We start from the raw sequence: 23,830 nt of genomic DNA, 5'->3' as shown, positions 1-23,830 counted from the left end.
AGTGAATAATTTGTGATATGAGTAACAATAAATTTACATAAACAGGTAAATATATCATTGAATCAATGGATTAAAAAAAGCGAGTTGTTTCTGTTAGACTTTTTAGGTAAAAACGTGCTGTTGATAAAAGCATCTGTTTTGAATTGTTTAGTTGTTAATGATGTAAGGGGAAGGCTATGCATGATTCATTAACCATCGCGCTGTTGCAGGCGCGTGAAGCGGCGATGGGCTACTTCCGCCCAATAGTGAAGCAGCATAATCTGACCGAGCAGCAGTGGCGTATCGTCCGCGTGCTGGCCGAGCATCCCTCCATGGATTTTCACGATCTGGCGTTTCGCACCTGCATTTTGCGCCCGAGCCTGACCGGCATTCTGACGCGCATGGAGCGCGACGGTCTGGTGCTGCGCTTAAAGCCGGTGAACGACCAGCGCAAGCTGTACGTGTCGCTGACGAAAGAAGGTAACGCGCTGTACCAGCGTGCTCAGGCGCAGGTGGAAGAGGCGTACCAGCAGATTGAGGCGGAATATACGCCGGAGAAGATGAAGCAGCTCACGGCGCTGCTGGAAGAGTTTATTGAACTCGGAAACCGACATATCGCCGCGCGGGACGAAGCGTAAAAACCCTAAATTCCAGGATGATTTTCGTAAAGTTTTCTCATGCCAGGCCGAATATTCTGTATCTGTCTGAGGAAAGAGAAAACATGTTAAACCGAATCAAGATTGTCACCAGCTTACTGCTGGTTTTAGCGATATTTGGCCTTTTACAACTCACATCCGGTGGTCTTTTCTTCAATGCCCTGAAGCATGACAAAGAGAATTTCACCGTCCTGCAAACCATTCGCCAGCAACAATCCACCCTGAACGGTAGCTGGGTGGCGCTGTTGCAAACCCGTAATACCCTGAACCGCGCGGGTATCCGCTACATGATGGATCAGAACAATATCGGCAGCGGCTCTACCGTCGCCGAGCTGATGCAAATTGCGTCTGCGTCCCTGAAGCAGGCGGAAAAAAACTGGGCGGATTACGAAGCGCTGCCGCGCGACCCGCGTCAGAGCGACGCTGCGGCGCTGGAGATTAAACGTAATTACGATATCTACCACGGCGCGCTGGCCGAGCTGATCCAGCTGCTGGGGGCAGGCAAGATCAATGCGTTCTTCGACCAGCCGACCCAGAGCTATCAGGACGGCTTTGAGAAGCAGTACGTCGCCTACCTGCAACAGAACGACGCGCTGTACCAGACCGCGGTTGAAGACAGCAACAGTTCTTACCGCCAGGCTATCTGGGTGCTGATTAGCGTGCTGGTTGCCGTGCTGGTGGTGATTGTCGCCGTCTGGCTGGGCATTAAGCAGGCGCTGATATCGCCGCTGAACCGTCTGATCGACAGCATTCGTCATATCGCGAGCGGCGACCTGGTGAAGCGCATCGACGTGGAAGGCTCCAACGAGATGGGCGAACTGGCCGACTCCCTGCGCCATATGCAGGGTGAACTGGTGCGTACCGTGGGTGACGTGCGTAACGGCGCAAACGCCATTTACAGCGGCGCGAGCGAGATCTCGATGGGCAATAACGATCTCTCATCCCGTACCGAGCAGCAGGCTGCCTCTCTGGAAGAGACGGCGGCCAGCATGGAACAGCTGACTGCCACCGTGAAGCAGAACGCCGAGAACGCCCGTCAGGCGAGCAACCTGGCGCTGAGCGCCTCTGAGACGGCGCAAAAAGGCGGTAAAGTGGTGGATAACGTGGTGCAGACCATGCGCGACATCGCTGGCAGTTCGCAGAAGATTGCCGATATTATCAGCGTAATCGACGGCATTGCCTTCCAGACCAACATTCTGGCGCTGAACGCGGCGGTAGAAGCGGCGCGTGCGGGTGAGCAGGGCCGTGGTTTTGCGGTAGTTGCGGGTGAAGTGCGAAACCTGGCGCAGCGTAGCGCCCAGGCGGCGCGCGAGATCAAGAGCCTGATTGAGGACTCCGTTGGCCGGGTGGAAGTGGGTTCAACGCTGGTGGAAAGCGCCGGTGAAACCATGGGTGAAATCGTGAATGCGGTTACCCGCGTGACGGACATCATGGGCGAGATTGCCTCTGCGTCTGACGAGCAGAGCCGCGGTATCGACCAGGTCGGCCTGGCGGTGGCGGAGATGGACCGCGTGACCCAGCAGAACGCCTCGCTGGTAGAAGAGTCAGCAGCGGCGGCGGCGGCACTGGAAGAGCAGGCGAGCCGTCTGACGCAGGCCGTTGCGGTGTTCCGTATCCAGCAGGAGCAGATGAAGGCGCGCGAGTTTGCCTCCGCGAAAAGCGTTGCCGCACCGGTGATAGCGCGTAAACCGGCGACCGCAGATGCGGGTGATAACTGGGAAACGTTCTGATCGCGTGCGTTTTGCTGGGTGGCGGCTGCGCCTGACCCGGCCTACGGGATGTGCGTGTTGCCGGGTGGCGGCTACGCCTTACCCGGCCTACGGTGTGGGATCGCGGCTACGGAACGCGTTTTTTGTAGGCCCGGTAAGCGTAGCGCCACCGGGCGATTTTACAGAGGCAGGCGCATGGCGCAGCGGGAACCATACGCTAAACCGTGCGCCGCCTCTTCCTCACGTTTCTGACGCAGCTCCGGCGTCAGCGTTGCCATCATGTCAAACCCCAGCCGCGCATAGAACGGCGCGTTCCACGGGACATCACGAAACGTCGTTAACGTCAGCGAGGCGAGCCCCAGCGCGCGGGCACGCTCTGCAACACGGTTAATCAACTGGCGTCCGATCCCCTGTCCCTGCCAGTCCAGATCAACCGACAGTTCCACGATAAACAGCGATGATGGATGGGCTTCGGCGAGAATAAAGCCCACCGGGCACCCGTCAGCCAGCGCCAGCCAGCTTAATCCCCGCGCGGCATAGCCGAGGTGATCCTCAACCGAAATTACGTCGCCGTCGGCAAGCCAGGCCAGCTCAGGAACGTCGCGAAACCGCTGCCCGGCCGCGCGTTCGATCGCGGGCAGGGCGGTTGCGTCATCGCAGGTTGTGGGGCGGATTTCAATGTTCATGGCGGGAAGTATAGCCTGAGCGACCGCTATTACTCCGAGCAAACCAGCACCGGCGAGTAAAAATTGCTGATCACCAGCGCGCTCTGCGGCGTGCGCTCTATCGTCAGGAGCCTTTTTTTCCCCAGCGTCAGGCCCGCGACGTACTTTTCAAATACCCCCGGCGGCATGGCGTCATGGCTGAAGCGCTCCACTTTTTGAATAATAATTTCATACAGCTCTCCCTCCACGTGCCGCCATTTAAACATCTCCTGACGAGAAACCTCCCAGCTGTTCGGGGCATTCTCGACGTTGCCGTTAAGCGTGATGTAGCCCGTTTTATCCGGGTGAAAACGCATTATGATCTCCCCGTCGAACGTGAATTCATGGTTGTCGCGCCTGTCGGAGAAGGTCAGGTTGCCATCGCAGGCCACCGACAGCGGGGGCGTGTAGTAATACCACGCCAGCGCGGCGCCCAGAAGCAGCAGGTTGAGGACCAGTATTAGCCACACTTTTTTGTGTTTCATATCACCACTCGTAATAGTAAAGCGTACGACAGGCGCTGGCTTTATCGTGCGTGAGCGAGCACTGGGATAGCACCAGCCGCCCTTCGTGACCGTAGAAAAGCGTTCTCTGGATGTGCATGTAAAAGATCGAATTTTTCAGACACGGGAGATGACCGTCCTGCTGAAGCTTTTGCGCCAGGGCAATTGCCCTGTCGTGGAACACATCCGCCAGCGGCGTAAAGGTGTAAACCGGACACGTGTCGATATGGGTAAGCAGGTGAATTTCACTCTGCGGGGCATCTGGCTTAATGGCCGTTATCCAGACGCACAGCGCAACAATCGCCAGCGTGAGCGCGCCGCAGAACAGCAGTTCCGGACGAACGCGCCATGTCGGTTTCGCCGTTACGCCCTCTGGCGCCTCTTCCTCCAGCGCCGTGACCGTGACGTCCGCGCAGAGCATAAAGCCCGTTTTCGGCACCGTGACGATAAACAGCACGTCGGGAAGCAGGCTGGCCAGCATTTTGCGCAAGATGCTGATGTACTGGTTTAACGAGTTGTTGGATCCCTGAAGCCCGCGCCGATCCCAGACCTCATGGAGGAACGTTTCCCGTTCGACGACGTTCCCGTGATGCTTCACCAGCAGCTTCAGGATGGTATTGGCCGTACAGGTGAGGATCTGCGCATCCTCGTCTGGCGCATTAACAGGAGCAATGGTACCGTCCTCGTCGTTGTAAACGAGGGCGTCAGCAAGCAGGTATTTCATAAGTTGTTGTAATACAAACAGAGATATTCAATTAAAAAAAACAGGCATTACGCCTGAGCAAACAGCGTTGTTGGTTATTTTAGCGCCACTGTTACCGATAACATTGATCCAGACGGTTTTTTGGTGAGTTTAATAAGTCAGCGTGACTATCACGTCGTCAATGAACTCCCCCGTCCCGCTCAGGGGCTGGGCCGGAACCTCCCCGTAAACGGTGAAGTCCTGCGTGCCGCCGGCGGGGTTGGTGACGTTCAGCGTATCGCCGCTGCTTTGATCGCCCCAGCGCTGCGTCGCCCCCGCATCCTGCCAGAGCCCATAGCGCAGGCACTGCCCCTCATCGTTGCAAAGCTGCCGCCAGTCGCCGCTGGCATGATTGCCTTTCCCCATGGCAAGCGTGAATGCGGTTCCGGCCGGGCAGCGCGTGGTGAGGGTCGCCGTCGAGCGCGTGGGGCGCAGCGCGGTGGTGCTGGTCAGGGTGCCGAAGTTCAGCGGGGTGACACGCTCTATGTAGCATCCCTCGCTGATTTCGGCCTGCGCATTGCTCCCGCCCTGCACCTGTTCCCCCTCTGCGGAGCCATCAGCACAGCTTTGCAGGGCATCCTGGCGGGTAGCGCTGTGCCAGGCGATGCGCAGGTTCATGTTGTAGTTGTAATAGTGGGTCGCGGGGAGCTGGCTTTGCCCCGCCGGCAGGGTGGCGATAAGCGGAAAGCTGCCGCTGACGCTGGCGTTGCTTCGCGCCGTGATGGTCTGCTGGATGAGATCCCCGCGGCTGGCGGGGCCCAGCTCCTGCGATCGCGCGAGGCCGTTAAGCAGGCGAAACAGCAGGGTGTACTGCTTTCCCTCCTGGTCGCCCGTCGAAAGCATCTGAAAGGGCGGGGCGTCGATGCTGCTCAGACAGACGTTGATGTACTCTGCCGTGCCGAAGTTATCGGCCTGACAGCTAAACTTTACCTCGGTGTTGGTCGAGGCGGCGTTACCCGGCACGACGTTGCCGAAGTTAATCACCGCGGGGGAGGTAATCCAGCACGCTGCCGCCATCGCCTTCATGGACAGCACAAGCAACAATGTTAACGGCGTTTTTATTGACACAGCTGTTCTCCAATATTGATTACGGTTGACGCGGTGCGCGGGGCCGGAAGCGTGACCCGACACTCGCCTTCACCGGTTTTCACCACCAGCTCGCCCGGCAGGGGCGGATCTTCAAGCCAGATAAACCCGTCGCGACCCACGATAGTGGCGCCGTGTGGCGTTGAAACGACGCTGCCCAGCGGCAGCGGCTGGCGGCGCCTGTCGACCAGCCGGGCCTGAACCGTCACGGCGCGGTGGACGTTAAAATCGACTTTTACCGCGCTGCTGTTGCCCGGTCTGGCATACATGTCGGTGACGGGGGCGATGACGTCGGGCGGCAGATCCAGCGGATCGATGCTGACTTTGCTGTTGTGGTAGCGCGGCAGGTCGGTCAGCAGAAGGTATCCCTTCTCATCGGTCTCGCCCGCCCGGCGGTTTTCCAGCATCACCGGCACGTGCCCGATACCGCGCGTGGAGACCAGCGCCAGCCCCTGCTGGCTGTAGCGTAAAGCGTGCAGGCTGTTGTCCAGCAGCGTCAGGCTGCCTTCGGCCGAGGCGTACTGGTTGACCGCGTTAGTGCTCTGCTCCAGCCCGACGTGCCACTCTCCGGCGCGGCCAAGGTAGCCCACGTCTGCATACCTTTCCCGGTTTTGGCCAAAGCCCTGCCCCAGCTGCCAGGACCAGCCGCCCGCCTGATTGTCTGGCTGGTGACGATAGTCCACGCGCGGCCTTTCCCGGCTGGCCTGAACCGAGAGGGTATTCTGGCGGCCCAGCGGGACGGAGAGCATAAGCTGGATGTTGCTCGACCCGTCCGTAAACGAGCGGGTATAGCTCAGCGTGGTAGAGAGATGGGCCGGGAGCGAAACGGACCAGGAGGCATTGAGATAGCGCTGCCGGTTGCCCTGTATATTTTGCTGCACCCAGCCCGCACCCAGCGTGCCGAAGTGGGGAAATGCGTGGCTGACCCATACGCTGTCGCTGCGCCGGACGGGCTCGGCTCCGCTCATGCGGGCGTTATCGGCGAAGGCGGCATCGGTACGAACGGTGCTGGCGGAAAATCCTGTTCCGTTACCGTTCCACTGCCAGCCGATGCCCCACTGCATCCCCTTACCGTAGGCGCTGTCGCTCAGGGCAACGTGCGGGCTGAGAATGCCCGCACTGGGAGAGATCAGCCAGTCTGCGCCTGTTCCCACGTTGCGCAGCTTTCGCTGCTGTTCCGTATGCAGCGCCAGCGTTAGCTGGTTATTCACGCCATAGCGCCAGCCGGCGTCGAGCATCGGCGAGGCGGCATAATCATCGGAGCGCAGCGAATAGTTTTGCCGCATCCAGCCGATGTCCAGCGAGCCGCTGCTGAGCCCCTCCGCCAGCATTCCCGGCGCGCCGTACAAATCGAGCTGAACGGTGCGCCGCTGGCCGTTGATGTCGGTAATCACCACCTGCGCCTGCCCGCTGCCGGTAAAGGCGGGCAGGGTATCGAGCAGAAAATCTCCCGGCGTTACCTGCTGGCTGCTCTGCTTAAGGCCGTCGATGTAAAGATCGACCGTTGAAGGCAGCACGGCCGTGTCGCTGTAGCGGCTGCGCGGTTCGGTGTTGAGCTGCGGATTGAGCTCAAAGTTGCGCGCCCAGTGCAGCCCGCCAAAGCGAACCTGGCGGCTCCAGCGGGTACCGGTGGTGATGCTGTCTCCCAGGGCCAGGCTGGTCAGCGAGTCTGTGTTATCCCGCTGCCAGCGGGTTTCAAGGCGCGTATGGGTGGGGCGACCCGCGCTGTTTTCCTCCCCGGCATGGCTGGAAAAGCTGCTGCTGAACAGGCCGGGCAGCGGCCCGGAGGCGGACAGCGTGGTTTGCGCGTTAAGCTGGCGTTTTCCCTCGGACTCGCTGGCATAGAGCGCGTACCCGAGCGTAAAAGCGCTGACGGGCTGCGCTTCAGGATAGCGGTACTGCGAGGGAGGCCTCCCGAACGTCACGTGCTGCTCTCCCTCAAGCGCCTTCGCCTCGGCGCTGATGGACACCTGCTGCGAAAGCACGTCGAGGCTGACCTTCAGGCCCGGCAGGGACGTCAGTTCAACCCACTCGCTGCGGCCTTCCGGGGCGCGAAGCCCCAGCTTTGCGATGTCGCTGCGGCCAATCCACAGCGCATCGCCCTCTACGCGGCAGGCCCACAGCTCGCCACGCGGGGCGTGGTTTACGGTAATGGCCAGCCACTGAACGGCGTCAACCGGAGGTTCAGCCCGGGCTGCTGGCAGCATGAGCGGTAGCCAAAGCAGGAGCGCGAGCAGCGAGCGGGCGCAGTGGGATCTGGCTGGCATGGCGATCGTCATTGATGTAGGCGCGTAACGTGCTAAGCGCGTGGCGGGGAGTCTGCTTAAGCGGCACAAGCGCGGTCTGTCCCGGCAGCACATAGCCCGCCAGTCCTTTGACTGCGGCAGCAACCTGCCCGTCGGCCGTCAGCACCTGAAGGTGGCTGAGGCGAATATGGCGGTTTCCGGCGTTATAGCAGCGCAGCGTGGCCGGAATGTCGGCCTGTTCGCAGCTCAGGACAGCCTGGCTGACGGGCGTTGTCTGGCTTCCGGCGATGAAGACCGGAATCGAATAGCGCAGCAGAAAGTGGACCGCGCTGGGGTTGGCCGCACGGGACGCGGCGTCTGGCAGCTCATCGATGATCAGCCGGTAGCTTTGCTCCTGTTCATGAGCACCCGGCTGCATCACGATAATACGCACCAGTTGCTGCTGGCCCGGCGCCAGCGAGGTCATCGCCGGGCTGCTGACGACTTCCTCGGTCGCTTCCAGCACATCCTTGCCGTTTTTCTGGGACCATTCGTACACCCGTATCTGAGCGTGGATGGCCGTTTTCCCGCTGTTTGTGAGGTAAACGGCCGTTGCGCGTTGACCGCTCTGCATGTCGAGCGTCACGGGCGCGACCTGAAGCGTGGCGGCCAGCGCGTAGCGTGACAGCAGCGCCAGCATCATGAGCCAGATAATGAAGCAGGGAAGAAAGCGACGCACGATCAGTACTCCAGGTTTAAGGTAACATCGTCGCTGTAGGTACCCGCCTGGGCAGTCGTCAGGGCGCCAGCATCAATCACGCCATACAGCGTCTCTTCCTGTTTCATCCCGTTGCCGGTATCGGTGAGCCCCCCGGTGCCGGTGATTTGCGTCTGTTTGCCTTCGTCAGCAAACAGCTTCCACGCAATCTTTTGCGCGCCCGTTTCGCCGTTTTCCGGCTTCAGCCAGAAGGTCCCGTTCTCGCTGCTGTCGCTGCTGGTCGCGGAAAGGGTGAACGGGGTACCGTTGGTGCAGACGATATCGACCTGCGTCCTGGCCTCAATTTCACCGGCTTCATCCGTACCGTGGCGCGAGAAGTTGAGATCGTTGGCGTTGAGGGTGCAGGACTTTACCACCTCCAGTGAGACGTGCATCGTCGCGCTCGCGGTGCTGTTGTCTGCGGCGATTGCAGCGGCAGGAAGCAGGAGAACTGAACAACATACAGCGGTGGAGATAATTCTCATGATTGTATTTCCTAACGTGATTAACGGTGCATTGACAAAGAAGAGGACTGAGCGTCCAGCAGGCAGAGCTTCCGATGAAACTCCGCCAGGGTATGGCAGCAAAATTTGTTCATCGCGTTACGCTTGTGGGTGTAGATCGTTTTTGGTGATTTATTGAGGATTTGCGCGATACGTGCCGGGCTAAATCCTTTATGAAACAGCATGCAAACCCGCATCTCCTGATACGTCAGCGTGGCGGTGTTTTCGAAGGTGAAGGTCGTGTCGCTAAAACAGCGGCTCAGCTGGGCAAGCGATACATTGTCCGCCACCGCTCTCGCCCGCTCGCCGCGAAGGAAGGCGTTGACGTCGCTGACCCGGTCCGCATCGGTAAATACCAGCCAGTCCGCGCCGGCATGCGTATCCAGCAGGCGCTCCTGTAGGCGCACAAGCCCTTCCGGGCTCGCGTTTTTGATCCAGTACATATCAGGGCGAGGGGTGACCGCCGTCGAGATGAGCCACTCGAGGCCAAGCCATAAATAGGCGTTTTCGCTCAGGACGATGACCTGATAGCCAGCGTTAACGATACAAGACGTCACGATCTGCCCCACAGATAACCCTGGCCGTAATCGGCCACGCTGGCGCGGGCCAGTGCGAAATCCCCCGCGGTTTCGATGCCTTCTATCAACACCTTGCCGGCGAGACGTTTGCACTGGCGGGTGAGCTGTAAAAACTTTTCCCGCTCGGTGCGTCCGCTCCAGAAGGTATGCTTGTCAATTTTTACGCCGCAGAAGCGGATCTGGCTGGCAAGCAGGTCGGGAAGAATGTCTTCGCACACATCGTCGGCCCACACTTCTATTCCCCACTGGTGCAGCGTGGCGATGCACGTCCGCAGGGCCCGGCTTTGCGTATCGTCAAGGTGTACCAGCCTGTGAAGATCGGTGACTTCGATAGCAAGCCTCTCCGGGCTGGGCGTCTCTTCTTTCAGCCTGTCCAGGAAGTCCGTTTCCAGCAGCAGATCCGTCGTCGCGTTGAGATAATATTTGTCGCCCGCTTCGCAGAACATGGCATGACGAAGCTGCGCAAAGAAATGCGCTTTACGCTGCGTCGCGGACATTGAGCAAAAATAGTCTTCGAGATCGACGTGAGGCATCGCCGTGGACAATACCTCCCAGGCAATGACGTTTTCGCTGCGCAGTGCCCGGATGGATTCGAACTTGTAGCCGGTTAGCATGATAAAAGTGCGTAACGCTCCGTGGTAAATTCAGAAGCTGCACATTTTATAAATTGTGAATTTGGCGGGATATTTATAAATAAAAATTGCTTATATATAGCGTTTTTATCTAATTTATAAACATTATAAAGGATTATATAATTTCAAAAAACGCCCGGCTGGAAGCCGGGCTTTGCGCGCGTTAGCCGCTGTTTTTGACGATTTTGATTTCCACCATGCCGATCCCAAGCTGGCGCGGGGCATGGCCGAGGATATTTCCTTCGTTAGTGGACTGCGGGTCTGGCGGCACGATCACCAGCGTATTGCTGTGCGAGGGGTTATCAAAATGCAGCGTGCTGGTGGAGACATCATTGCTCAGCGTCAGCATCTGTTCTTTATCACCGACGCGCACCGGAATCGGGCGGTTTGCATTGGGACCAAATGCCCTGGCGGTGATCACCAGATCGAATTTCTCCGGCAGCGGATGGGTATACTCAATTTTCACCTCATCCCCCAGCTGTGCGTTAGACCAGCGCCCCCAGGATTCGGGACGTGAAATTCCGCTGAACTGCTTCACCTCTTCCGGCGCGCCGGCAACATTGAAGATGAAGCTGTCTGCTTTGTAGCGAATGTCGTTGTCGACGATTTTCAGCAGGTCAACGTTGCGCTGATAGCGTGCGGTATCAATGACCGTATCGTTAAACGCGGTTTTTCCCTGCCACTGCGGTTTGTCAACGTGTTGCACGGTCTGCTCACCGCCGAGTTGCCCCTGAGAAACGCACCAGTCGGTGGACAGCGACAGCTGTTGCGACCAGAGCTGGCCCATTTTGTAGCACCTGTCGACCCAGACGAAATTATCGCGCGGGGCGAATTCCGCCAGCTGGAAGCGCAGCGGCGCGGAGTATTCGCTTTCCGGCAGCGGCTCGACGCGCTTATCCGACACGCGCAGCAGCAGAGGCAGGCGGAAGTGGCTGCCGGAGAAGGCGATCGTTTTTTTATCCCGATCGATGGTGAAATCGTTTATCTCTTTCGGGAAGTTCCACAGGCGGATGATATCCGGCTTCCAGGCGAGGATTTTTTCCTTCATGTTGAGGAAGATTTCCGACAGGGACTGCCCCGACAGCGTGCTGCGGCCCAGGCCGATAAAGTTGTCGCCGCCCAGAATGTCGAGCACGGTAGCGCCGTTATCCATCGAGTTACGCTTAGCGGCAATGACCTCCTGCTGCGGTTTATCGCCGCGCAGTACAAAGAACAGGTTGCTGCGATCGCGCTTGTTCAGCTCATCCCAGGCGCTGTTTTTCATCGCCAGATGGTCAGACGACACGACGATGACCGTATTTTTGAAATAGGGCGACGCTTTAATTTTCTCGATTAACGCCGCGATATGCTCCTGGCTACAGGTTACGGCGCTGAACGACTTATTGTTTTTGCCGTCAATGTCGTAGCCCTTACGCTTACAGGTGCGCGAGACGAAACCATCCGGATGGTGCGTGTCAACGGTCAGCGCAAACAGCGAGAAGCGTTTACCGGCGCGAGAAAGCTCCTCGAATTTCTTCCAGGTTTCATCCAGAACGGTATCGTCGTAAAAGCCCCAGTCGTTACGGTAAGCCGGATCGGCCACGGTAGTTTTCAGCTCTTCAGAACCGTACAGGTGATCGAAACCGTGGGATTTCAGGAACACGTCTTTCCCGGCGAAGCGCAGGTTAGCGCCCTGCATAAAGTAGTTCTCATAGCCCGAGTTTTTCAGGATATCGCCGAGGCATACGTTCTGCGGGAAGAAGCTCGACATTGAGGCAGAGGCGTTACCCTCAAACGGGGCGAACAGTGGGATGCCGCACTGGGAGGCCACCATCCCGGCAATGGTGTAATCCGTGCCGGGCAGCTGCGCGGTGTGGCTGAAGTCGAGGCCCTGATTTTTCAGCGCGCCGAGCTCCGGCGTCAGGTTCGGAAACGCCTCGTTGTCAAACCAGGTGCGCTCCAGACTCTCCCCGTAGATGTAGACCAGGTTGAGTTTGGGGTTGTCGATTTTTTTCGCCGGCTCTTTGTAATAGGCCACGAAGTCCGGATCGCCATCGCGCGACTGGGATTTTACCAGCTCGGTAATCTGATGGAAGGCCGGGCTGGCATCCACGGAGGCCAGCGCCAGGCACAGCGCCAGCAGGCTGTAGCCATGGTGATGCGGACGGTGACGGCGACGGCGCAGCACCCAGGCCAGCGCAGCGAAAATACCCACCAGCGCAACCACCAGCCCCAGGCCGGGGAGAATGTATTTGCCCACGCCTGCGCCGGTGAGGCTGTTCGTCAGGGTATAGAGCACCGCGTCGTTAATACCGTCGCCGGTAAAGTAGTCGCTGGCATATAAGGTAATGTTTAAAACAATAAAAATGCCGAGCACGACCAGGGTGGCAACAAACCACCAGGTGTGACGACCGGCTTTCCAGGCATAAACGCCGATGGATGCCAGAAAAAGGACAAGGGATAGTAACTCTGACAACAGCAGATCCTCATCATGCCGGACGCTTAGCCGGCTAATAGCTTATTTTTTTGGGTAATACACTGTAATTGCGATGTCGCTTAGCTGCAATTTTAGTGTCACGAAAGTGTGCTGTGGTTAGGATTTGGTTTATAAAACCGGTTTTTTGAGGACGGTCGCATCCTGACAGACGGACGCTGAGGCGGTAGAGAAAGAGAAAAATGCACGCTTCACGCCGCGCTGAAGGAGTAACGTCATAAACGCGGCGTGTTGTGGCAGAAAACGGGGGTCAGGAGAGGAAATTAACGCCCTGTTTCAGCACCAGATCGCAGGCTTTTGTTTTCACCTGTTTTGCCAGAGAGGAGTTTCCAAGGGTGCTCAGGTTCAGCTGCTGACCATTTTGCGCGTTCAGCAGACCCTGAATACCGTCCATATAGTTGGTATCCGCTTTCTGCTCCTGGGTGTCCAGGCCCAGCTTGCCCAGCACCTGATTCTTAATGTTTTCGGTATCGGTCACGGACGCCAGCTTCTGCTTCGCACAGTATTCCAGGATGCCCGCGGCGTTGTTCATCGTGCCGGCGCTCAGGCTCTGGGAACTGTTGCCCAGCAGGCCGGTGAGGGAAGAGGCGGACAGCCCGCCCTGAGACGTGCCGCTCTCTTTGGTTAGCTCATTCGCCGCGCTGGAAAGCGACTCCTGCCATGAAGCGGCCTGCGCTGCGCCAGCCACCAGCAGGGCGCCAGAAAGAATGCTGAAAAGAAACTGTTTTTTCATAATGACTTACTCATTAGGGCCGGAAGGGGCTCCAGTATATACCTCTGCTCCTCCGGCGCTCCCTGGAAATGTCTTAATACTCTTTGCCGGTGACGCGGCTGCGGTAGCTGTCCCAGTCGAAGATGACGTACAGGCTGTTGCCCAGCTTCATGCGGTCCATCACCCGCTCGCCCAGCAGGCGGGTCATCTCGTCGATATTGTGGTTCGTCAGCATACCGGTGGGGCGTTTTGACGACGAACGGCGATCGACAATCTGGTTAATGATCACTTTTTCGTAGCGGGATTCGGTCTGAACGCCGATCTCGTCGATCACCAGCAGATCCACGTTACTTAAATCATTCAGCAGCTGCTCTTCGCTGGTTTCGCGGTTGCTGAAGGTGTCCTTCATGGCTGACATGATGTCGGCCACGGTGATAATCAGCACTGATTTCCCGCGCAGCAGCAGCTCGTTGCAGATAGCGGCCGCCAGGTGATTTTTCCCGGTGCCGGGCTTACCGCTAAAGATGAAGCTGGCGATGTTGCCGTCAAATTCATCCACGTACTGGCGCGCCTGGTTAAGGGCGTTCATCTGCCCCTGCGATTCGACCTTATAATTGTCGAAGGAGCAGTTCTGGTGCAGGGGGCGAATGCCCGAGCGGTTAAAGGTGCGCTGCATTTTCATCGCGCGGTTTTCGCGGGCGAGGGCAGCCGCACGGATTTCACCCTGCTCTTTTTGCCACGCCAGCAGCTCTTCACCGGTGGTGAAGGCGGGCTTCACGTTAGCTGGCATCATCTTCTGCAAACGTTTCATCAGGTCGCCGACGTTTTTCATTTCGCACCTCGGAATCCATCAGGAATTTTTTTGTCCGGTTCTGAAAAGGCATTGATATCACGTTTTGGCTGGCCGTTGGTGCTGGCGCGGTTGATTTGCAGGCTGCGCGCAAGCTTTTGCTGCCACTGAACATGGTGGAATACTTTTCCCTCAGCCTGCCAGTAAGCGGTAAAGGCCGCCAGCTCTTCCGGCGTCGCGGGCTGCGAGAGGGCTATTCCCCATAAGGCCGCCTGGCGCTGAAAATCGGCATCCGGCTGCCAGCCAGCGTACATGGGAAATTTCCCCATCGGCACGGTCACCGGGGCGCTGGTGGGTTCATCAAAAAACTGATTATCCAGCATGACGTCGCTCGCCGGACGCGAGAGCCTCGCTTCAATGTCCAGAAGCTGCGCCAGACGTTCCGGCGTGACCGCATAAAACGCCGGGGCGTTGTCGGCAAATACCGCGAGCGTGCCGCCTTCGGCGCGCGTCAACGCACCGCGAGGGTCGCGCATAAAGGCATCAAGGCCAGCAATGCTGGTGGTCAGGATTCTGGAGGACATAACACTTCTCAACTGATTACTACGGGCGTGATTGAGGGATATGGTAGCACAGAGAGAGGGGAGGAAAGGAGAGGATTTCCCCGGCGGCGCTGCGCCACCGGGGCAACAATCACAGGCGCTGTTTACGCGATGATGTTGAGCGTCACGTCGATATTGCCGCGCGTTGCGTTAGAGTACGGGCATACGATGTGGGCGGCATCCACCAGCTTTTTGGCTTCCGCAGCGTCCATCCCTTCAACGTGGATGTTCAGCTTCGCTTCGATACCGAAACCGGTTGGCAGCGGCCCGATCCCCACTTCGCCTTCAATAAAAGCGTCTTTTGGCAGGGCGAATTTATCGCGGGCTGCAACGAACTTCATCGCGCCCAGGAAGCAGGCAGAGTAGCCCGCCGCGAACAGCTGCTCAGGGTTAGTGACTTCTCCCCCCATGCCGCCCATCTCTTTTGGCACACCCAGCTTGACGTCCAGGACGCCATCGGAAGAGGTTGCGCGACCGTCACGGCCTCCGGTTGCTTTGGCTTTGGCAGTGTAGACAACTTTTTCTAAAGACATGGCAGGTTCCTCATCTTGTGTTTAAGTGCACTATTAAATAGCGCGCGATATATATGGTTAAAATTAGACGCGTAAAGTATAGCCTCACGCGCGATGCAGCTGTTGGCGCAGCAGTTCGAGCTGTTGTTTAAGTGCCAGCATGGTGTCGGTATCACACTGCGCGGCGCAGCCCACGGCATGCGGGATCGTCACGGCCTGCTGTTGCAGATCCCGACCTGCGTCGCTCAGGGTGACGGCAACCTGACGTTCGTCCTGACGGGAGCGCTGGCGGGAGATCAGTCCTGCGCTTTCCAGGCGTTTCAGCAGGGGCGTCAGCGTGGCGGAATCCAGAAACAGCCGCTCGCCAATGTCCGACACCGTAATATCATCCTGCTCCCACAGCACCAGCATCACCAGGTATTGCGGGTAGGTCAGGTTAAGCGGTGCTAGCAGTTGCCGGTACAGCTTGTTAAGCGCCAGGTTTGCCGAATAGAGGGCAAAACAGAGCTGGTTATCCAGCAGAAGCGCATTGGTGGTGTCGTTCGTTTTTGCGTCCATGAAATGAATATAGATAGTGCGCGATACAATTGCAAGCGATTTTATTATACACGCGGACGTTTACGGTAAAGCCATAATCCGGGTATCGACAGACCGATTGAGAGCGCGCCCACAATCGACGAGGCCTTGAGGAAGTTGCTCAGGAGCAGGATCATTTGGGGTTCACTGTAGCCAAAGTGGCTGATTTTTACGGCGGAAATCATGGCCGTATAGGCCGAAATGCCCGGGAACATAGGAATGACTGCCGCCACGGTGAACACCTTCGGGTGTGCCAGATACCAGCGTGACCACTGGATACCGATGCTGCCGACCAGCATGGCGGCAATAAACGTCGACCATTCGATATTAAAGCCCGCGGTCATCATCACCATACGCGAGCCGTGGCCAATGGCGCCGAGCAGCGCGCACCAGGGTAACGCACGCTGGGGGACGTTAAACACCATCGCAAATCCAACGGCGGGAAGGGCTGCCAGGAGCATGTCCTGCGCCAGTACGAGCAGAAAATCTATCACGCCCATCCGCGTAACCCCCACATCGTCATTGCCATGACCACCCCGATACAGGTTGCCAGCGTCAGCAGGCTGGCTATCGCCCAGCGCGCCAGACCGGTATTGATATGGCCTTTAAACATATCGGCGACGGCGTTGATTAAGGGAAAACCCGGCACCAGCAGCAATACGCTGGCGGCCATCGCAACCGTAGGCGTGCTGGCGAAGACGGGCTGGCGCAGCAGCAGGCCGGAGACGGTTGTCGCCACAAAGGCCGTAATGCAGAAATTAATCTGCGGATGCAGCTGCCTGTGCGTCAGAAGCTGGCGGACGTACATCGCGATGCTGCTGGCAAAAAAAGTCACCACCGCGCCGTCCCACCCGCCGTTGTTGAGCTTACAGAAGCAGGCGCAGGACAGCCCCACCATCAAAACAACCAGCCAGCGCGGATAGCGCAGGGGTTTGATTTGGTTGAAACGTTTTTCTATCTCCCGGAGATCGAGCAGCTTGTGTTCGGCAAGGATCACGATGTGCTGCACTTCCGTTACCACGTGCATGTTAATGCCGCGATCGTGATTTTTACGCGTGGAGGTCAGGCACTGTCCGTCCTTAATGGTGGTCAGCACAATGGCATTTGACGAGATGGAACTCTCCACGCTGTCCATCCCCAGCGCCAGCCCGAGGCGCGTGGAAAGTTCTTCGACGAGGGCGCTTTCGGCCCCGTGCTGTAAGAGGAAAAGCCCGCACTGAATACATAGCCGCGTTGCGGCACGCTGCGTAGACCGATCTGCCTGCATGAAACGCCCTGAAAAGAAGAGAGATTGCTTACTTTTAACACAAAGTGCGGTGGCCGTTGTGCTGGGCCAGATCAAGATTTGTGCGATTGGCTGCGCGTCTGAAGTCAGGAAGAGAAAACGTATTTTATTTATTTAATGAATATAAACGAAGAATATATATAAATAATACATTAAGTATTTCTAATTTCATATTGTCGATATTTTCAGGTGGTTTTAATTAAATATTTATGGTCTTTATGCGATATTAAGCCAGTATTGGGCGTTTCATAACCCATGTGACATATTTTAGAAAGTGCGAGTATTAAGCCGTTTTGTACTTAGGGATGCAAGCGTGTTTAACCTCGTAGGGTTTGCTCGTCATTAAATAAATGTATTAAAGACATGGAGGGTCTATGTTGCCATTGAATGGTAAACACGGAGTTGTGATCAGTAGAGTACCCGTAATGCAAAATGGGTTAGGGGGCGTCATGACGCGCCATTTTCCCGATTTTGAGATAACGTACTGCCGTTCGATGCAGGAGTTGACGCTACTCCAGCTGCGTCGCGCTGGGGTCGTTATTGCCGATATTTCGGGTGAATATCGTAATCCGCGTGGCACGCTTGAGCAGTATTATGGATTAATGAATCAGTACCGGGATATTCACTGGATTTTCCTCGTCTCGCGTCCTCTTTATCCGCTTGCGGTAGAGCTGCTTATGCGCCCGGAAAGCACGCTGCTTTCAGATATGGAACCGATTGAAGGCGTTATTAACGCTATTCGCGCGGGCAGTGAACGTGCCGAGCGAATAAGCCAGACGTTATTAATACCAGAAAATCCTGATATTGAAGAGGAGAGTGAGCAAACGATCGCGCTCACCCACTCTGAACGTAAGGTGTTGCGTTTATTAGGTAAAGGTTGGGGAATCAACCAAATAGCCACGCTGCTGAATAAAAGTAATAAAACGATCAGTGCACAGAAAAACAGTGCAATGCGCCGCTTATCACTGCGCAGCAATGCCGATATGTACGCGTGGATAAGCAGTACTCAGGGTATGCGAGAACTCAGTTTAATGTCGGCTTATGGAGAGTTTGAGGAATGGAAAAGACCACTGCAACAAGACATATCGCCGTCATCGAAAGCTGCTCAATGAGCGCTGTGGGGCTGAGGCATCTCTTTGCGATGCCCGTCCTGAGCCATTACCAGGTGCATCTGTTTAGCCGATTCGACAGCTTCAGAGCGGCGCTCTCGGAAATCTCATTCTTTTCGGTAATCTATTCATTGTCTGATGAGCGTGAGGAGCGGCGAAACTGTCTGGCCTGTTTGCGGGATCTCACCTTCACCCACAGCGACGTCCAGCGTATCGTGCTGGCTTCTGATGAAATGGAGGCGAGGCTGGTCAGCCAGCTTTCGCCTTCTCGCTTACATGGGATCATCAGTAAATCGGTTCCGCTAAAGCAATTATTGGAAGGGCTGGAGACACTGCTCAGCGAAACACATCAGGTGAATGATAACGTGTACAATCAAGGGGATATGAGCCAGAATCGCATGTTAAGCCCAACCGAAAGGGCCATACTGCGCTATATGTCCTCGGGTTTTTCGATCCCTGAAATTGCGGCACAGCTTGAACGCAATATTAAAACCATTCGGGCGCATAAGTTTAACGCAATGGTAAAGCTGGGCGTCAATTCTGACGTGGGGTTACTGGATGCGGCGGATATCCTGGCGCATCTCCCCGCCAGGGAAGTGCATCGCTGCGCTCTCACCGTTCCTTCCTTCTCTTAGCGTTAAGAGGTGCGCCAGAGTGCTTCTGGCGCAACGTTCAAATACAGACATCAACCCATTTTGCTGCGGTCAGTTCCGCCATTCTGTCGGGCGAGATACGCACCGCGCTGTGGATGGCACCCGCTGCGGGTAATACTTCCGCGTACTGTTTTAATGTGATGTCACAGTAAACAGAGAGGGGGTTTTCCAGCCCGAAAGGGCAGACGCCGCCTACAGGATGACCCGTCAGGGTGACGACCTCATCGCTGCTGAGCATGCGGGCTTTTGCACCAAATGTCTCTTTGAGCTTTTTGTTATCAAGACGCGCATCGCCTTTTGCGACCACCAGAATCACGTCATTTTTAATCTTCAGTGATAGCGTTTTGGCAATCTGGCCGGGTTCAACGTTGTGCGCGGCAGCAGCAAGTGCAACAGTCGCTGTGCTTTGATTAAGCTCAATGATCTCTATATCCGGAGCGTGTTCGGCGAAAAACTGCTGTACAGACTGCAAACTCATTGATTCCTCCTGACAAATATCCTGCGTAATCTGTCATAAGAATTTAGTCGCTGTAAATATCCCTTAGGTAACAAATATTCGTCAGGGTCGATTTCTGGATCGCCTTCACATTCACAGAAACCGGTTACAGTAACCGGTTGCAGAGCGTGATGCAGAGATTAATACTGAGGGTGTAACTTCCCCTGTATCTAATAATAAGAGCTAATTATGAAACCATTCCGTTTGAGCATTACCGCGGGTACACGATCCGGCAAGGTTGTGACGCTGAATTATGGAACAACGTGTGACGTGAGAACGTCCGAAACGAACGTCTGACAGGAGATCTGCTATGTCTGCCAACCATGCTGCATTTAATCTGATTTTCCGCTTCGTTGAGAATTACGTCAGCCCCGTTGCCGGGCGGATCTCTTCTCAGCGTCATGTGATGGCGATTCGCGACGGGTTCATCTCGGCGATGCCGTTTATGATCGTGGGTTCGTTTTTATTAGTGTTCGCTTATCCTCCTTTTTCGCCTGATACCACCTGGGGTTTTGCCCGCGCCTGGCTGGATATGGCGAAGCAGTTTGAAGGACAAATTCTGACGCCGTTTGATATGACGATGGGCGTGATGTCCCTTTATATCTGTGCGGCTATCGCCTACAACCTGGGCAAACATTACGTTAAAACCCATCAGCTGGATCCGTTCATGTGCGCCATGCTGTCGCTAATGGCGTTTCTGCTGGTGGCGGCCCCTAAAACTAAAGGCGCTTTGCCGGTCGATAGCCTGGGAGGGACCGGGATTTTCACCGCGATTCTGGTGGCGATTTATTGCGTTGAGATGATGCGTTTTCTGAAGGCACACAACATCGGGATCCGCCTGCCGGACCAGGTTCCGCCGATGATCAAAAACTCGTTTGACCTGCTGATCCCGGTACTGGTGGTGGTGTTGACGCTTTATCCGCTGAGCCTGCTGATCCAGTCGCAGTTCGGCATGCTGATCCCGCAGGCCATTATGTCGATCTTTAAGCCGCTGGTCTCTGCGGCTGACTCGCTGCCTGCCATCCTGCTGGCGGTGCTGATTGGCCACCTGCTGTGGTTTGCCGGGATCCACGGCGCAGCGATTGTCTCCGGGATGCTGCAAATGTTCTGGCTGACCAACCTGGGGGCGAACCAGACCGCGCTGGCGGCGAGCCTGCCTTTGCCACACATCTTTATGGAGGCCTTCTGGACGTTCTTTATCGTTATCGGTGGGTCCGGCGCGACGATGGGGCTGGTGTTCTGCTACCTGCGCAGCCGCTCCGCGCACCTGCGTTCGATTGGCCGCCTCAGCGTGGTGCCGAGCATATTCAACATCAATGAACCGGTGATTTTTGGCACGCCGATTGTGATGAACCCGGTGTTCTTTATTCCTTTCCTGCTGGCGCCGATGGTCAACGCCGTGCTGGCATGGGCAGCGATGAAGTTTGATCTGATTGGCCGCGTGATTTCCGTGGTGCCGTGGACGGCGCCGGCGCCGGTAGGCGCAGCCTGGGCGCTAGGTTGGGATTTCCGCGCCGCCATTCTGGTGCTTGTCCTGGCCTGCGTTTCCGCCATTATCTATTTCCCGTTCTTCAAGGTGTATGAGAAGCAGCTGCTTCAGCAGGAAGCGGAAGAAGCACAGCGTAACGGGGAAGAGGAAAATCAGCAGATAGCGTAGGTAAAAGCAAAACGGCAACGCAGGTTGCCGTTTTTAGTGTTTGTTGCTTCTCCCCCGTGGGTGAGGGCATCAAGTCCGGGCCAGACTACTTAAGCGTGCAATCGCCGCACTGCTGCACGTCCGGCAGACGGTAGCGCTGGCAGCAGGTACGACGCACCAGAAGTCCCTCACGCGGAACGACGGTGCGGTAAAGAGGGTTATCCCGTCCATCTGAAAGCTGTTTGGCAAAGAAACAGCTCTGACGCAGTGCATCCACTTTTTCGTCGCCGAGCAGCGGCTTCATCTCCGTCAAATACCAGTGGATAAGATATCCGGTATTACTCCAGATCAGTTTGCCGTTAATCTCTCCCGTCGCTTCCAGGGCATCCACCACCGGAACCAGCGCGCGCGTAATCAGCGATTCCATACGCGCCTGCGCAGACAGGTGCATCGCGCTGCGATCCTCATGCACGTCAATCCAGAAACAGGCGGCACGCCCGGTCTCATGAAATTCGACGTGGAAATGCTCCGAAGAGAGATCGAGCATGGTTTCCTGGGTCAACAACGCCAGCATGATCGGCGGCACCATCAGCCCGATGTACCACTGAGCCCAGAGGGAAAGCAGCGGTTTGTTTTCCCGCGCAAGCGTAGGCTGATTACGGTAGATATGATCGGAATAGGCCGCCAGCAGCGAGCGCAGCTCGGCAGGACGTTGCCACTGGGACAGCGTCAGAGCATGATGCGGTGGGGCTTCATCCAGCTTGATGAAATCCAGCAGATGGGCGCGCGTTACGGCGATTTTTTCCCGAATGGCGTCCGCAAGCGTCGTCTCCCCGGCGGAGAGTGGAGCGCGCCAGAGCAGGGGCTCAACGATGTGTGCAGTACGAGTCGCCATAGTGTGGATTACAAATCTAAATGATAATGATTGCCAATCCTAACTATAGATAAAACCGAGCGCAAGAGATTTATCCTGGCTCTGTGAGGGGGGTCAGGCGGTATGCAGCTCTTCGCTCATCAGAATGCTGTTGCGTCCCATGTGCTTGGCTTCATAGAGGGCTTTATCGGCTTTCGCCAGCGCACCCTCAACGTCTTCACCTTCGTACATGGCAATGCCAATGCTGATGGTCACGTTAGTGGCGACGCTTTCGTTAAACATATGGGGGATTTTAAGATCGTAAACTTTCTGGCGTATGCGTTCTGCCGTCTGGCGTGCTTGCTCCAGCGGAATGTTACTTAACAGAACCATAAATTCTTCCCCGCCAAACCGGGCGACCACGTCGCGTGAACGCACGGCATCGCGGATCGCTGCCGAGACGCGGATCAACGCCTGATCGCCCATCATATGGCCGTAATGGTCGTTATAGGCTTTGAAATGGTCGATATCCATCAGCAGCACGAAGTGCTCGCCGCCGTCGGGCGTGGGGAGATTCTCCAGCCGGCTTTGCAGCCCGCGACGGTTATACAAGCCGGTCAGCGGGTCCATCATGCTGAGATCGGTCAGGGTTTCACGCTCCTCCAGCAGCTCGGAGAGCAGCTCCTGAGCGAAACGGTCGTTGCGCCGCTGGATCACATGATGAATGCCAATGGCGACCATGGGGAGCGCGAAGAAATAGGTCATTCTCAGCCAGTTTTCGGCAGGGCTTAACCACAGGCAGATAATAAACGCGGGTAATGAATGTAGCGTAAATGCTTTGATATTACTGGCAAACGCCAGAGCCCCTATAAAAAGCACCGTTAAAAGCGCCATCATTAAAAACGGCGCGCGATCGTGCGTGATAACTAAAAATTTAGAGACGATCTGCCAGGCCCATAAAAAGCCGAAAATCGCGGAAACCGCAGGAATATTTATTTTCCGCGCGCTGTTTTTCCAGTGCCAGATGAGTAAGCCGGTGCTGATAGTCAATACGGCAACCAGGGGCACCGATAACACGCGCACGGAATAGAGCGGGTTTGTTATCGAGAACAGCGCTGAGGCGGCATTCAGAAATAAAAATAAACGTAAAGATAACTGATATTTCTTGTTGACCAAAGACAGCCAGGATTGTGATGTCATATGCGTGCGTTTTTATTAAAACTCAATTAAAACAATGCGCCAGGCGTTATTTATTCGTTATGGATGCAAGGAAATTGAATTCTTATTATCAGAAAAACTTTATAGAAAGTTAACAGGTGTGCAATTTATCACCTTACACATTCTCTGTCATTATGGGAAAGCGAATGTAGAAGCAATTTGTGCCCGCGCATGCTGACAGGTGATAATTATTATCATATGATATTGGTTATCATTATCAGTGTGAGAGGATAAACCATGTTGAGCAAAGCGCTGGGAAGTGGGTGGGGGATTTTACTGCCTGGTGTCATCCTTGGCGGCCTGACGTTTGCCGATCTCTCCATTGACGTCTGGAAGGCGATCATTGTTTCAGGGCTGCTGGTGACGTCGGCGATGATCTGGCATAAACAGCTTCGGCATTACGTGCTGCTGCCGTCTTGCGTTGCGCTGGTCAGTGGAATACTGGTGATTTTGATGAGTCTGAAATAGCCGGGAAAAACGAGAGGTACTGCCGGGAGGATGTAAGATAATTGGTGCGAGGGGGGGGACTTGAACCCCCACGTCCGTAAGGACACTAACACCTGAAGCTAGCGCGTCTACCAATTCCGCCACCTTCGCACAGTCATCTTACTGGTTTGATATCGCCTCGTTGGTGCGAGGGGGGGGACTCGAACCCCCACATCCTAAGGACACTAACACCTGAAGCTAGCGCGTCTACCAATTCCGCCACCTTCGCCCAGTGCGAGCAATATCAACGTGATTTATGGTGCGAGGGGGGGGACTTGAACCCCCACGTCCGTAAGGACACTAACACCTGAAGCTAGCGCGTCTACCAATTCCGCCACCTTCGCATACCATCGAC

At 56.2% G+C, this 23,830-nt stretch carries 26 protein-coding genes and 3 tRNA genes; 6 read left to right on the top strand and 23 right to left on the bottom strand.

Translation table 11 applies throughout. From position 1 onward, the window contains the following. Window positions 1–176: 176 nt before the first annotated feature. The gene (gene hpaR, locus N5C09_RS15135; protein ID WP_063867379.1) at window positions 177–617 is read left to right on the top strand and encodes a homoprotocatechuate degradation operon regulator HpaR; all 441 of its coding nucleotides are present in this window, start codon (window positions 177–179) and stop codon (window positions 615–617) included. A gap of 83 nt (window positions 618–700) precedes the next feature. Continuing rightward, the gene (tsr, locus tag N5C09_RS15130) at window positions 701–2,365 is read left to right on the top strand and encodes a methyl-accepting chemotaxis protein (RefSeq protein WP_063450753.1); all 1,665 of its coding nucleotides are present in this window, start codon (window positions 701–703) and stop codon (window positions 2,363–2,365) included. A gap of 158 nt (window positions 2,366–2,523) precedes the next feature. On the opposite strand, the gene N5C09_RS15125 is transcribed toward tsr, so the two are convergent. The 17 genes from N5C09_RS15125 to N5C09_RS15045 form a co-directional block, all read right to left on the bottom strand. Further along, window positions 2,524–3,030 carry a GNAT family N-acetyltransferase gene (locus N5C09_RS15125; RefSeq protein WP_279749326.1) on the bottom strand — a complete coding sequence of 169 codons (507 nt, stop codon included), beginning with the start codon at window positions 3,028–3,030 and terminating at the stop codon, window positions 2,524–2,526. 29 nt (window positions 3,031–3,059) lie between these two features. After that, on the bottom strand, window positions 3,060–3,533 hold the full coding sequence (locus N5C09_RS15120) for a hypothetical protein (RefSeq protein ID WP_063867381.1): 474 nt from the start codon (window positions 3,531–3,533) through the stop codon (window positions 3,060–3,062). Window position 3,534: 1 nt separating this feature from the next. Continuing rightward, window positions 3,535–4,275: a winged helix-turn-helix domain-containing protein gene (locus N5C09_RS15115; protein ID WP_279749325.1), complete on the bottom strand. Its 741-nt coding sequence runs from the start codon at window positions 4,273–4,275 to the stop codon at window positions 3,535–3,537. Between the two features lie 129 nt (window positions 4,276–4,404). Then, entirely contained in the window at window positions 4,405–5,361 is a 957-nt protein-coding gene (locus N5C09_RS15110; RefSeq protein ID WP_193033993.1) for a spore coat U domain-containing protein, read from the bottom strand. Then, window positions 5,352–7,646, bottom strand: a complete 2,295-nt coding sequence (locus N5C09_RS15105; protein WP_279749324.1) for a fimbria/pilus outer membrane usher protein — start codon at window positions 7,644–7,646, stop codon at window positions 5,352–5,354. The genes N5C09_RS15110 and N5C09_RS15105 overlap by 10 nt, the downstream gene beginning before the upstream one ends. Next, window positions 7,564–8,343: a molecular chaperone gene (locus N5C09_RS15100; protein WP_279749323.1), complete on the bottom strand. Its 780-nt coding sequence runs from the start codon at window positions 8,341–8,343 to the stop codon at window positions 7,564–7,566. The genes N5C09_RS15105 and N5C09_RS15100 overlap by 83 nt, the downstream gene beginning before the upstream one ends. Before the next feature lie 2 nt (window positions 8,344–8,345). Continuing rightward, window positions 8,346–8,846 (bottom strand): spore coat protein U domain-containing protein, encoded by a 501-nt coding sequence (locus tag N5C09_RS15095; RefSeq protein WP_063450747.1) that lies wholly within the window; start codon window positions 8,844–8,846, stop codon window positions 8,346–8,348. Between the two features lie 20 nt (window positions 8,847–8,866). Continuing rightward, window positions 8,867–9,421 (bottom strand): LuxR C-terminal-related transcriptional regulator, encoded by a 555-nt coding sequence (locus tag N5C09_RS15090; RefSeq protein ID WP_131636643.1) that lies wholly within the window; start codon window positions 9,419–9,421, stop codon window positions 8,867–8,869. After that, window positions 9,418–10,056, bottom strand: coding sequence for an EAL domain-containing protein (locus tag N5C09_RS15085; RefSeq protein ID WP_063867385.1), 639 nt, complete (start codon window positions 10,054–10,056; stop codon window positions 9,418–9,420). Before N5C09_RS15085 ends, N5C09_RS15090 begins: the two co-directional genes overlap by 4 nt. A gap of 181 nt (window positions 10,057–10,237) precedes the next feature. Next, entirely contained in the window at window positions 10,238–12,529 is a 2,292-nt protein-coding gene (gene opgB, locus N5C09_RS15080; RefSeq protein WP_279749322.1) for a phosphatidylglycerol--membrane-oligosaccharide glycerophosphotransferase, read from the bottom strand. A 268-nt stretch (window positions 12,530–12,797) separates the two neighbouring features. Continuing rightward, window positions 12,798–13,280 (bottom strand): DUF2501 domain-containing protein, encoded by a 483-nt coding sequence (locus tag N5C09_RS15075; RefSeq protein ID WP_279749321.1) that lies wholly within the window; start codon window positions 13,278–13,280, stop codon window positions 12,798–12,800. 73 nt (window positions 13,281–13,353) lie between these two features. Then, the gene (gene dnaC / locus N5C09_RS15070; protein WP_063450743.1) at window positions 13,354–14,091 is read right to left on the bottom strand and encodes a DNA replication protein DnaC; all 738 of its coding nucleotides are present in this window, start codon (window positions 14,089–14,091) and stop codon (window positions 13,354–13,356) included. Next, a complete protein-coding gene (dnaT, locus tag N5C09_RS15065) occupies window positions 14,088–14,633 on the bottom strand; it encodes a primosomal protein DnaT (protein WP_279749320.1) in 546 nt (181 codons plus the stop codon). Before dnaT ends, dnaC begins: the two co-directional genes overlap by 4 nt. A gap of 122 nt (window positions 14,634–14,755) precedes the next feature. Beyond that, on the bottom strand, window positions 14,756–15,184 hold the full coding sequence (locus N5C09_RS15060; protein WP_003856578.1) for an organic hydroperoxide resistance protein: 429 nt from the start codon (window positions 15,182–15,184) through the stop codon (window positions 14,756–14,758). An 84-nt stretch (window positions 15,185–15,268) separates the two neighbouring features. Further along, the gene (locus tag N5C09_RS15055) at window positions 15,269–15,721 is read right to left on the bottom strand and encodes a MarR family transcriptional regulator (protein WP_063867389.1); all 453 of its coding nucleotides are present in this window, start codon (window positions 15,719–15,721) and stop codon (window positions 15,269–15,271) included. A 44-nt stretch (window positions 15,722–15,765) separates the two neighbouring features. Then, window positions 15,766–16,239 carry a threonine/serine exporter gene (locus tag N5C09_RS15050; protein ID WP_279749318.1) on the bottom strand — a complete coding sequence of 158 codons (474 nt, stop codon included), beginning with the start codon at window positions 16,237–16,239 and terminating at the stop codon, window positions 15,766–15,768. After that, window positions 16,230–17,006, bottom strand: a complete 777-nt coding sequence (locus N5C09_RS15045) for a threonine/serine exporter ThrE family protein (protein WP_107534649.1) — start codon at window positions 17,004–17,006, stop codon at window positions 16,230–16,232. Before N5C09_RS15045 ends, N5C09_RS15050 begins: the two co-directional genes overlap by 10 nt. A gap of 392 nt (window positions 17,007–17,398) precedes the next feature. Between N5C09_RS15045 and N5C09_RS15040 the strand changes: the two genes are divergently transcribed. Further along, window positions 17,399–18,136 carry a LuxR C-terminal-related transcriptional regulator gene (locus N5C09_RS15040; RefSeq protein ID WP_279749317.1) on the top strand — a complete coding sequence of 246 codons (738 nt, stop codon included), beginning with the start codon at window positions 17,399–17,401 and terminating at the stop codon, window positions 18,134–18,136. Then, entirely contained in the window at window positions 18,133–18,768 is a 636-nt protein-coding gene (bglJ, locus tag N5C09_RS15035) for a DNA-binding transcriptional activator BglJ (protein ID WP_279749383.1), read from the top strand. The genes N5C09_RS15040 and bglJ overlap by 4 nt, the downstream gene beginning before the upstream one ends. A 37-nt stretch (window positions 18,769–18,805) precedes the next feature. Here the strand turns inward: bglJ and N5C09_RS15030 are convergent, their stop codons facing one another. After that, on the bottom strand, window positions 18,806–19,264 hold the full coding sequence (locus N5C09_RS15030) for a YbaK/EbsC family protein (protein ID WP_003856572.1): 459 nt from the start codon (window positions 19,262–19,264) through the stop codon (window positions 18,806–18,808). 328 nt (window positions 19,265–19,592) lie between these two features. Between N5C09_RS15030 and N5C09_RS15025 the strand changes: the two genes are divergently transcribed. Then, entirely contained in the window at window positions 19,593–20,939 is a 1,347-nt protein-coding gene (locus tag N5C09_RS15025) for a PTS sugar transporter subunit IIC (RefSeq protein ID WP_063450736.1), read from the top strand. 85 nt (window positions 20,940–21,024) lie between these two features. Here N5C09_RS15025 and fhuF read toward each other — a convergent pair whose 3' ends face one another. Together fhuF and N5C09_RS15015 are read right to left on the bottom strand one after the other, a co-directional pair. Continuing rightward, window positions 21,025–21,813, bottom strand: coding sequence for a siderophore-iron reductase FhuF (fhuF, locus tag N5C09_RS15020; protein ID WP_107534651.1), 789 nt, complete (start codon window positions 21,811–21,813; stop codon window positions 21,025–21,027). A 93-nt stretch (window positions 21,814–21,906) separates the two neighbouring features. Beyond that, on the bottom strand, window positions 21,907–22,971 hold the full coding sequence (locus N5C09_RS15015) for a GGDEF domain-containing protein (protein ID WP_063867396.1): 1,065 nt from the start codon (window positions 22,969–22,971) through the stop codon (window positions 21,907–21,909). Window positions 22,972–23,226: 255 nt separating this feature from the next. Here N5C09_RS15015 and N5C09_RS15010 point away from each other — a divergent pair, with 255 nt between their 5' ends. Next, window positions 23,227–23,457 (top strand): DUF1435 domain-containing protein, encoded by a 231-nt coding sequence (locus tag N5C09_RS15010; RefSeq protein WP_063867397.1) that lies wholly within the window; start codon window positions 23,227–23,229, stop codon window positions 23,455–23,457. Between the two features lie 42 nt (window positions 23,458–23,499). Here the strand turns inward: N5C09_RS15010 and N5C09_RS15005 are convergent. The 3 genes from N5C09_RS15005 to N5C09_RS14995 all read right to left on the bottom strand — a co-directional run bounded on the left by N5C09_RS15005 (window position 23,500) and on the right by N5C09_RS14995 (window position 23,819). Further along, window positions 23,500–23,586: transfer RNA gene (locus N5C09_RS15005), tRNA-Leu, on the bottom strand. Between the two features lie 32 nt (window positions 23,587–23,618). Then, a tRNA-Leu gene (locus N5C09_RS15000) sits at window positions 23,619–23,704 on the bottom strand. Between the two features lie 28 nt (window positions 23,705–23,732). Then, a tRNA-Leu gene (locus N5C09_RS14995) sits at window positions 23,733–23,819 on the bottom strand. Window positions 23,820–23,830: the final 11 nt, after the last annotated feature.

It is taken from the genome of Enterobacter sp. GD03975, from assembly GCF_029838645.1.
Classification (GTDB): domain Bacteria; phylum Pseudomonadota; class Gammaproteobacteria; order Enterobacterales; family Enterobacteriaceae; genus Enterobacter; species Enterobacter quasihormaechei.
Note: the sequence above shows the minus strand (reverse complement) of the source record. Positions and strands in the feature narration are given on the sequence as shown.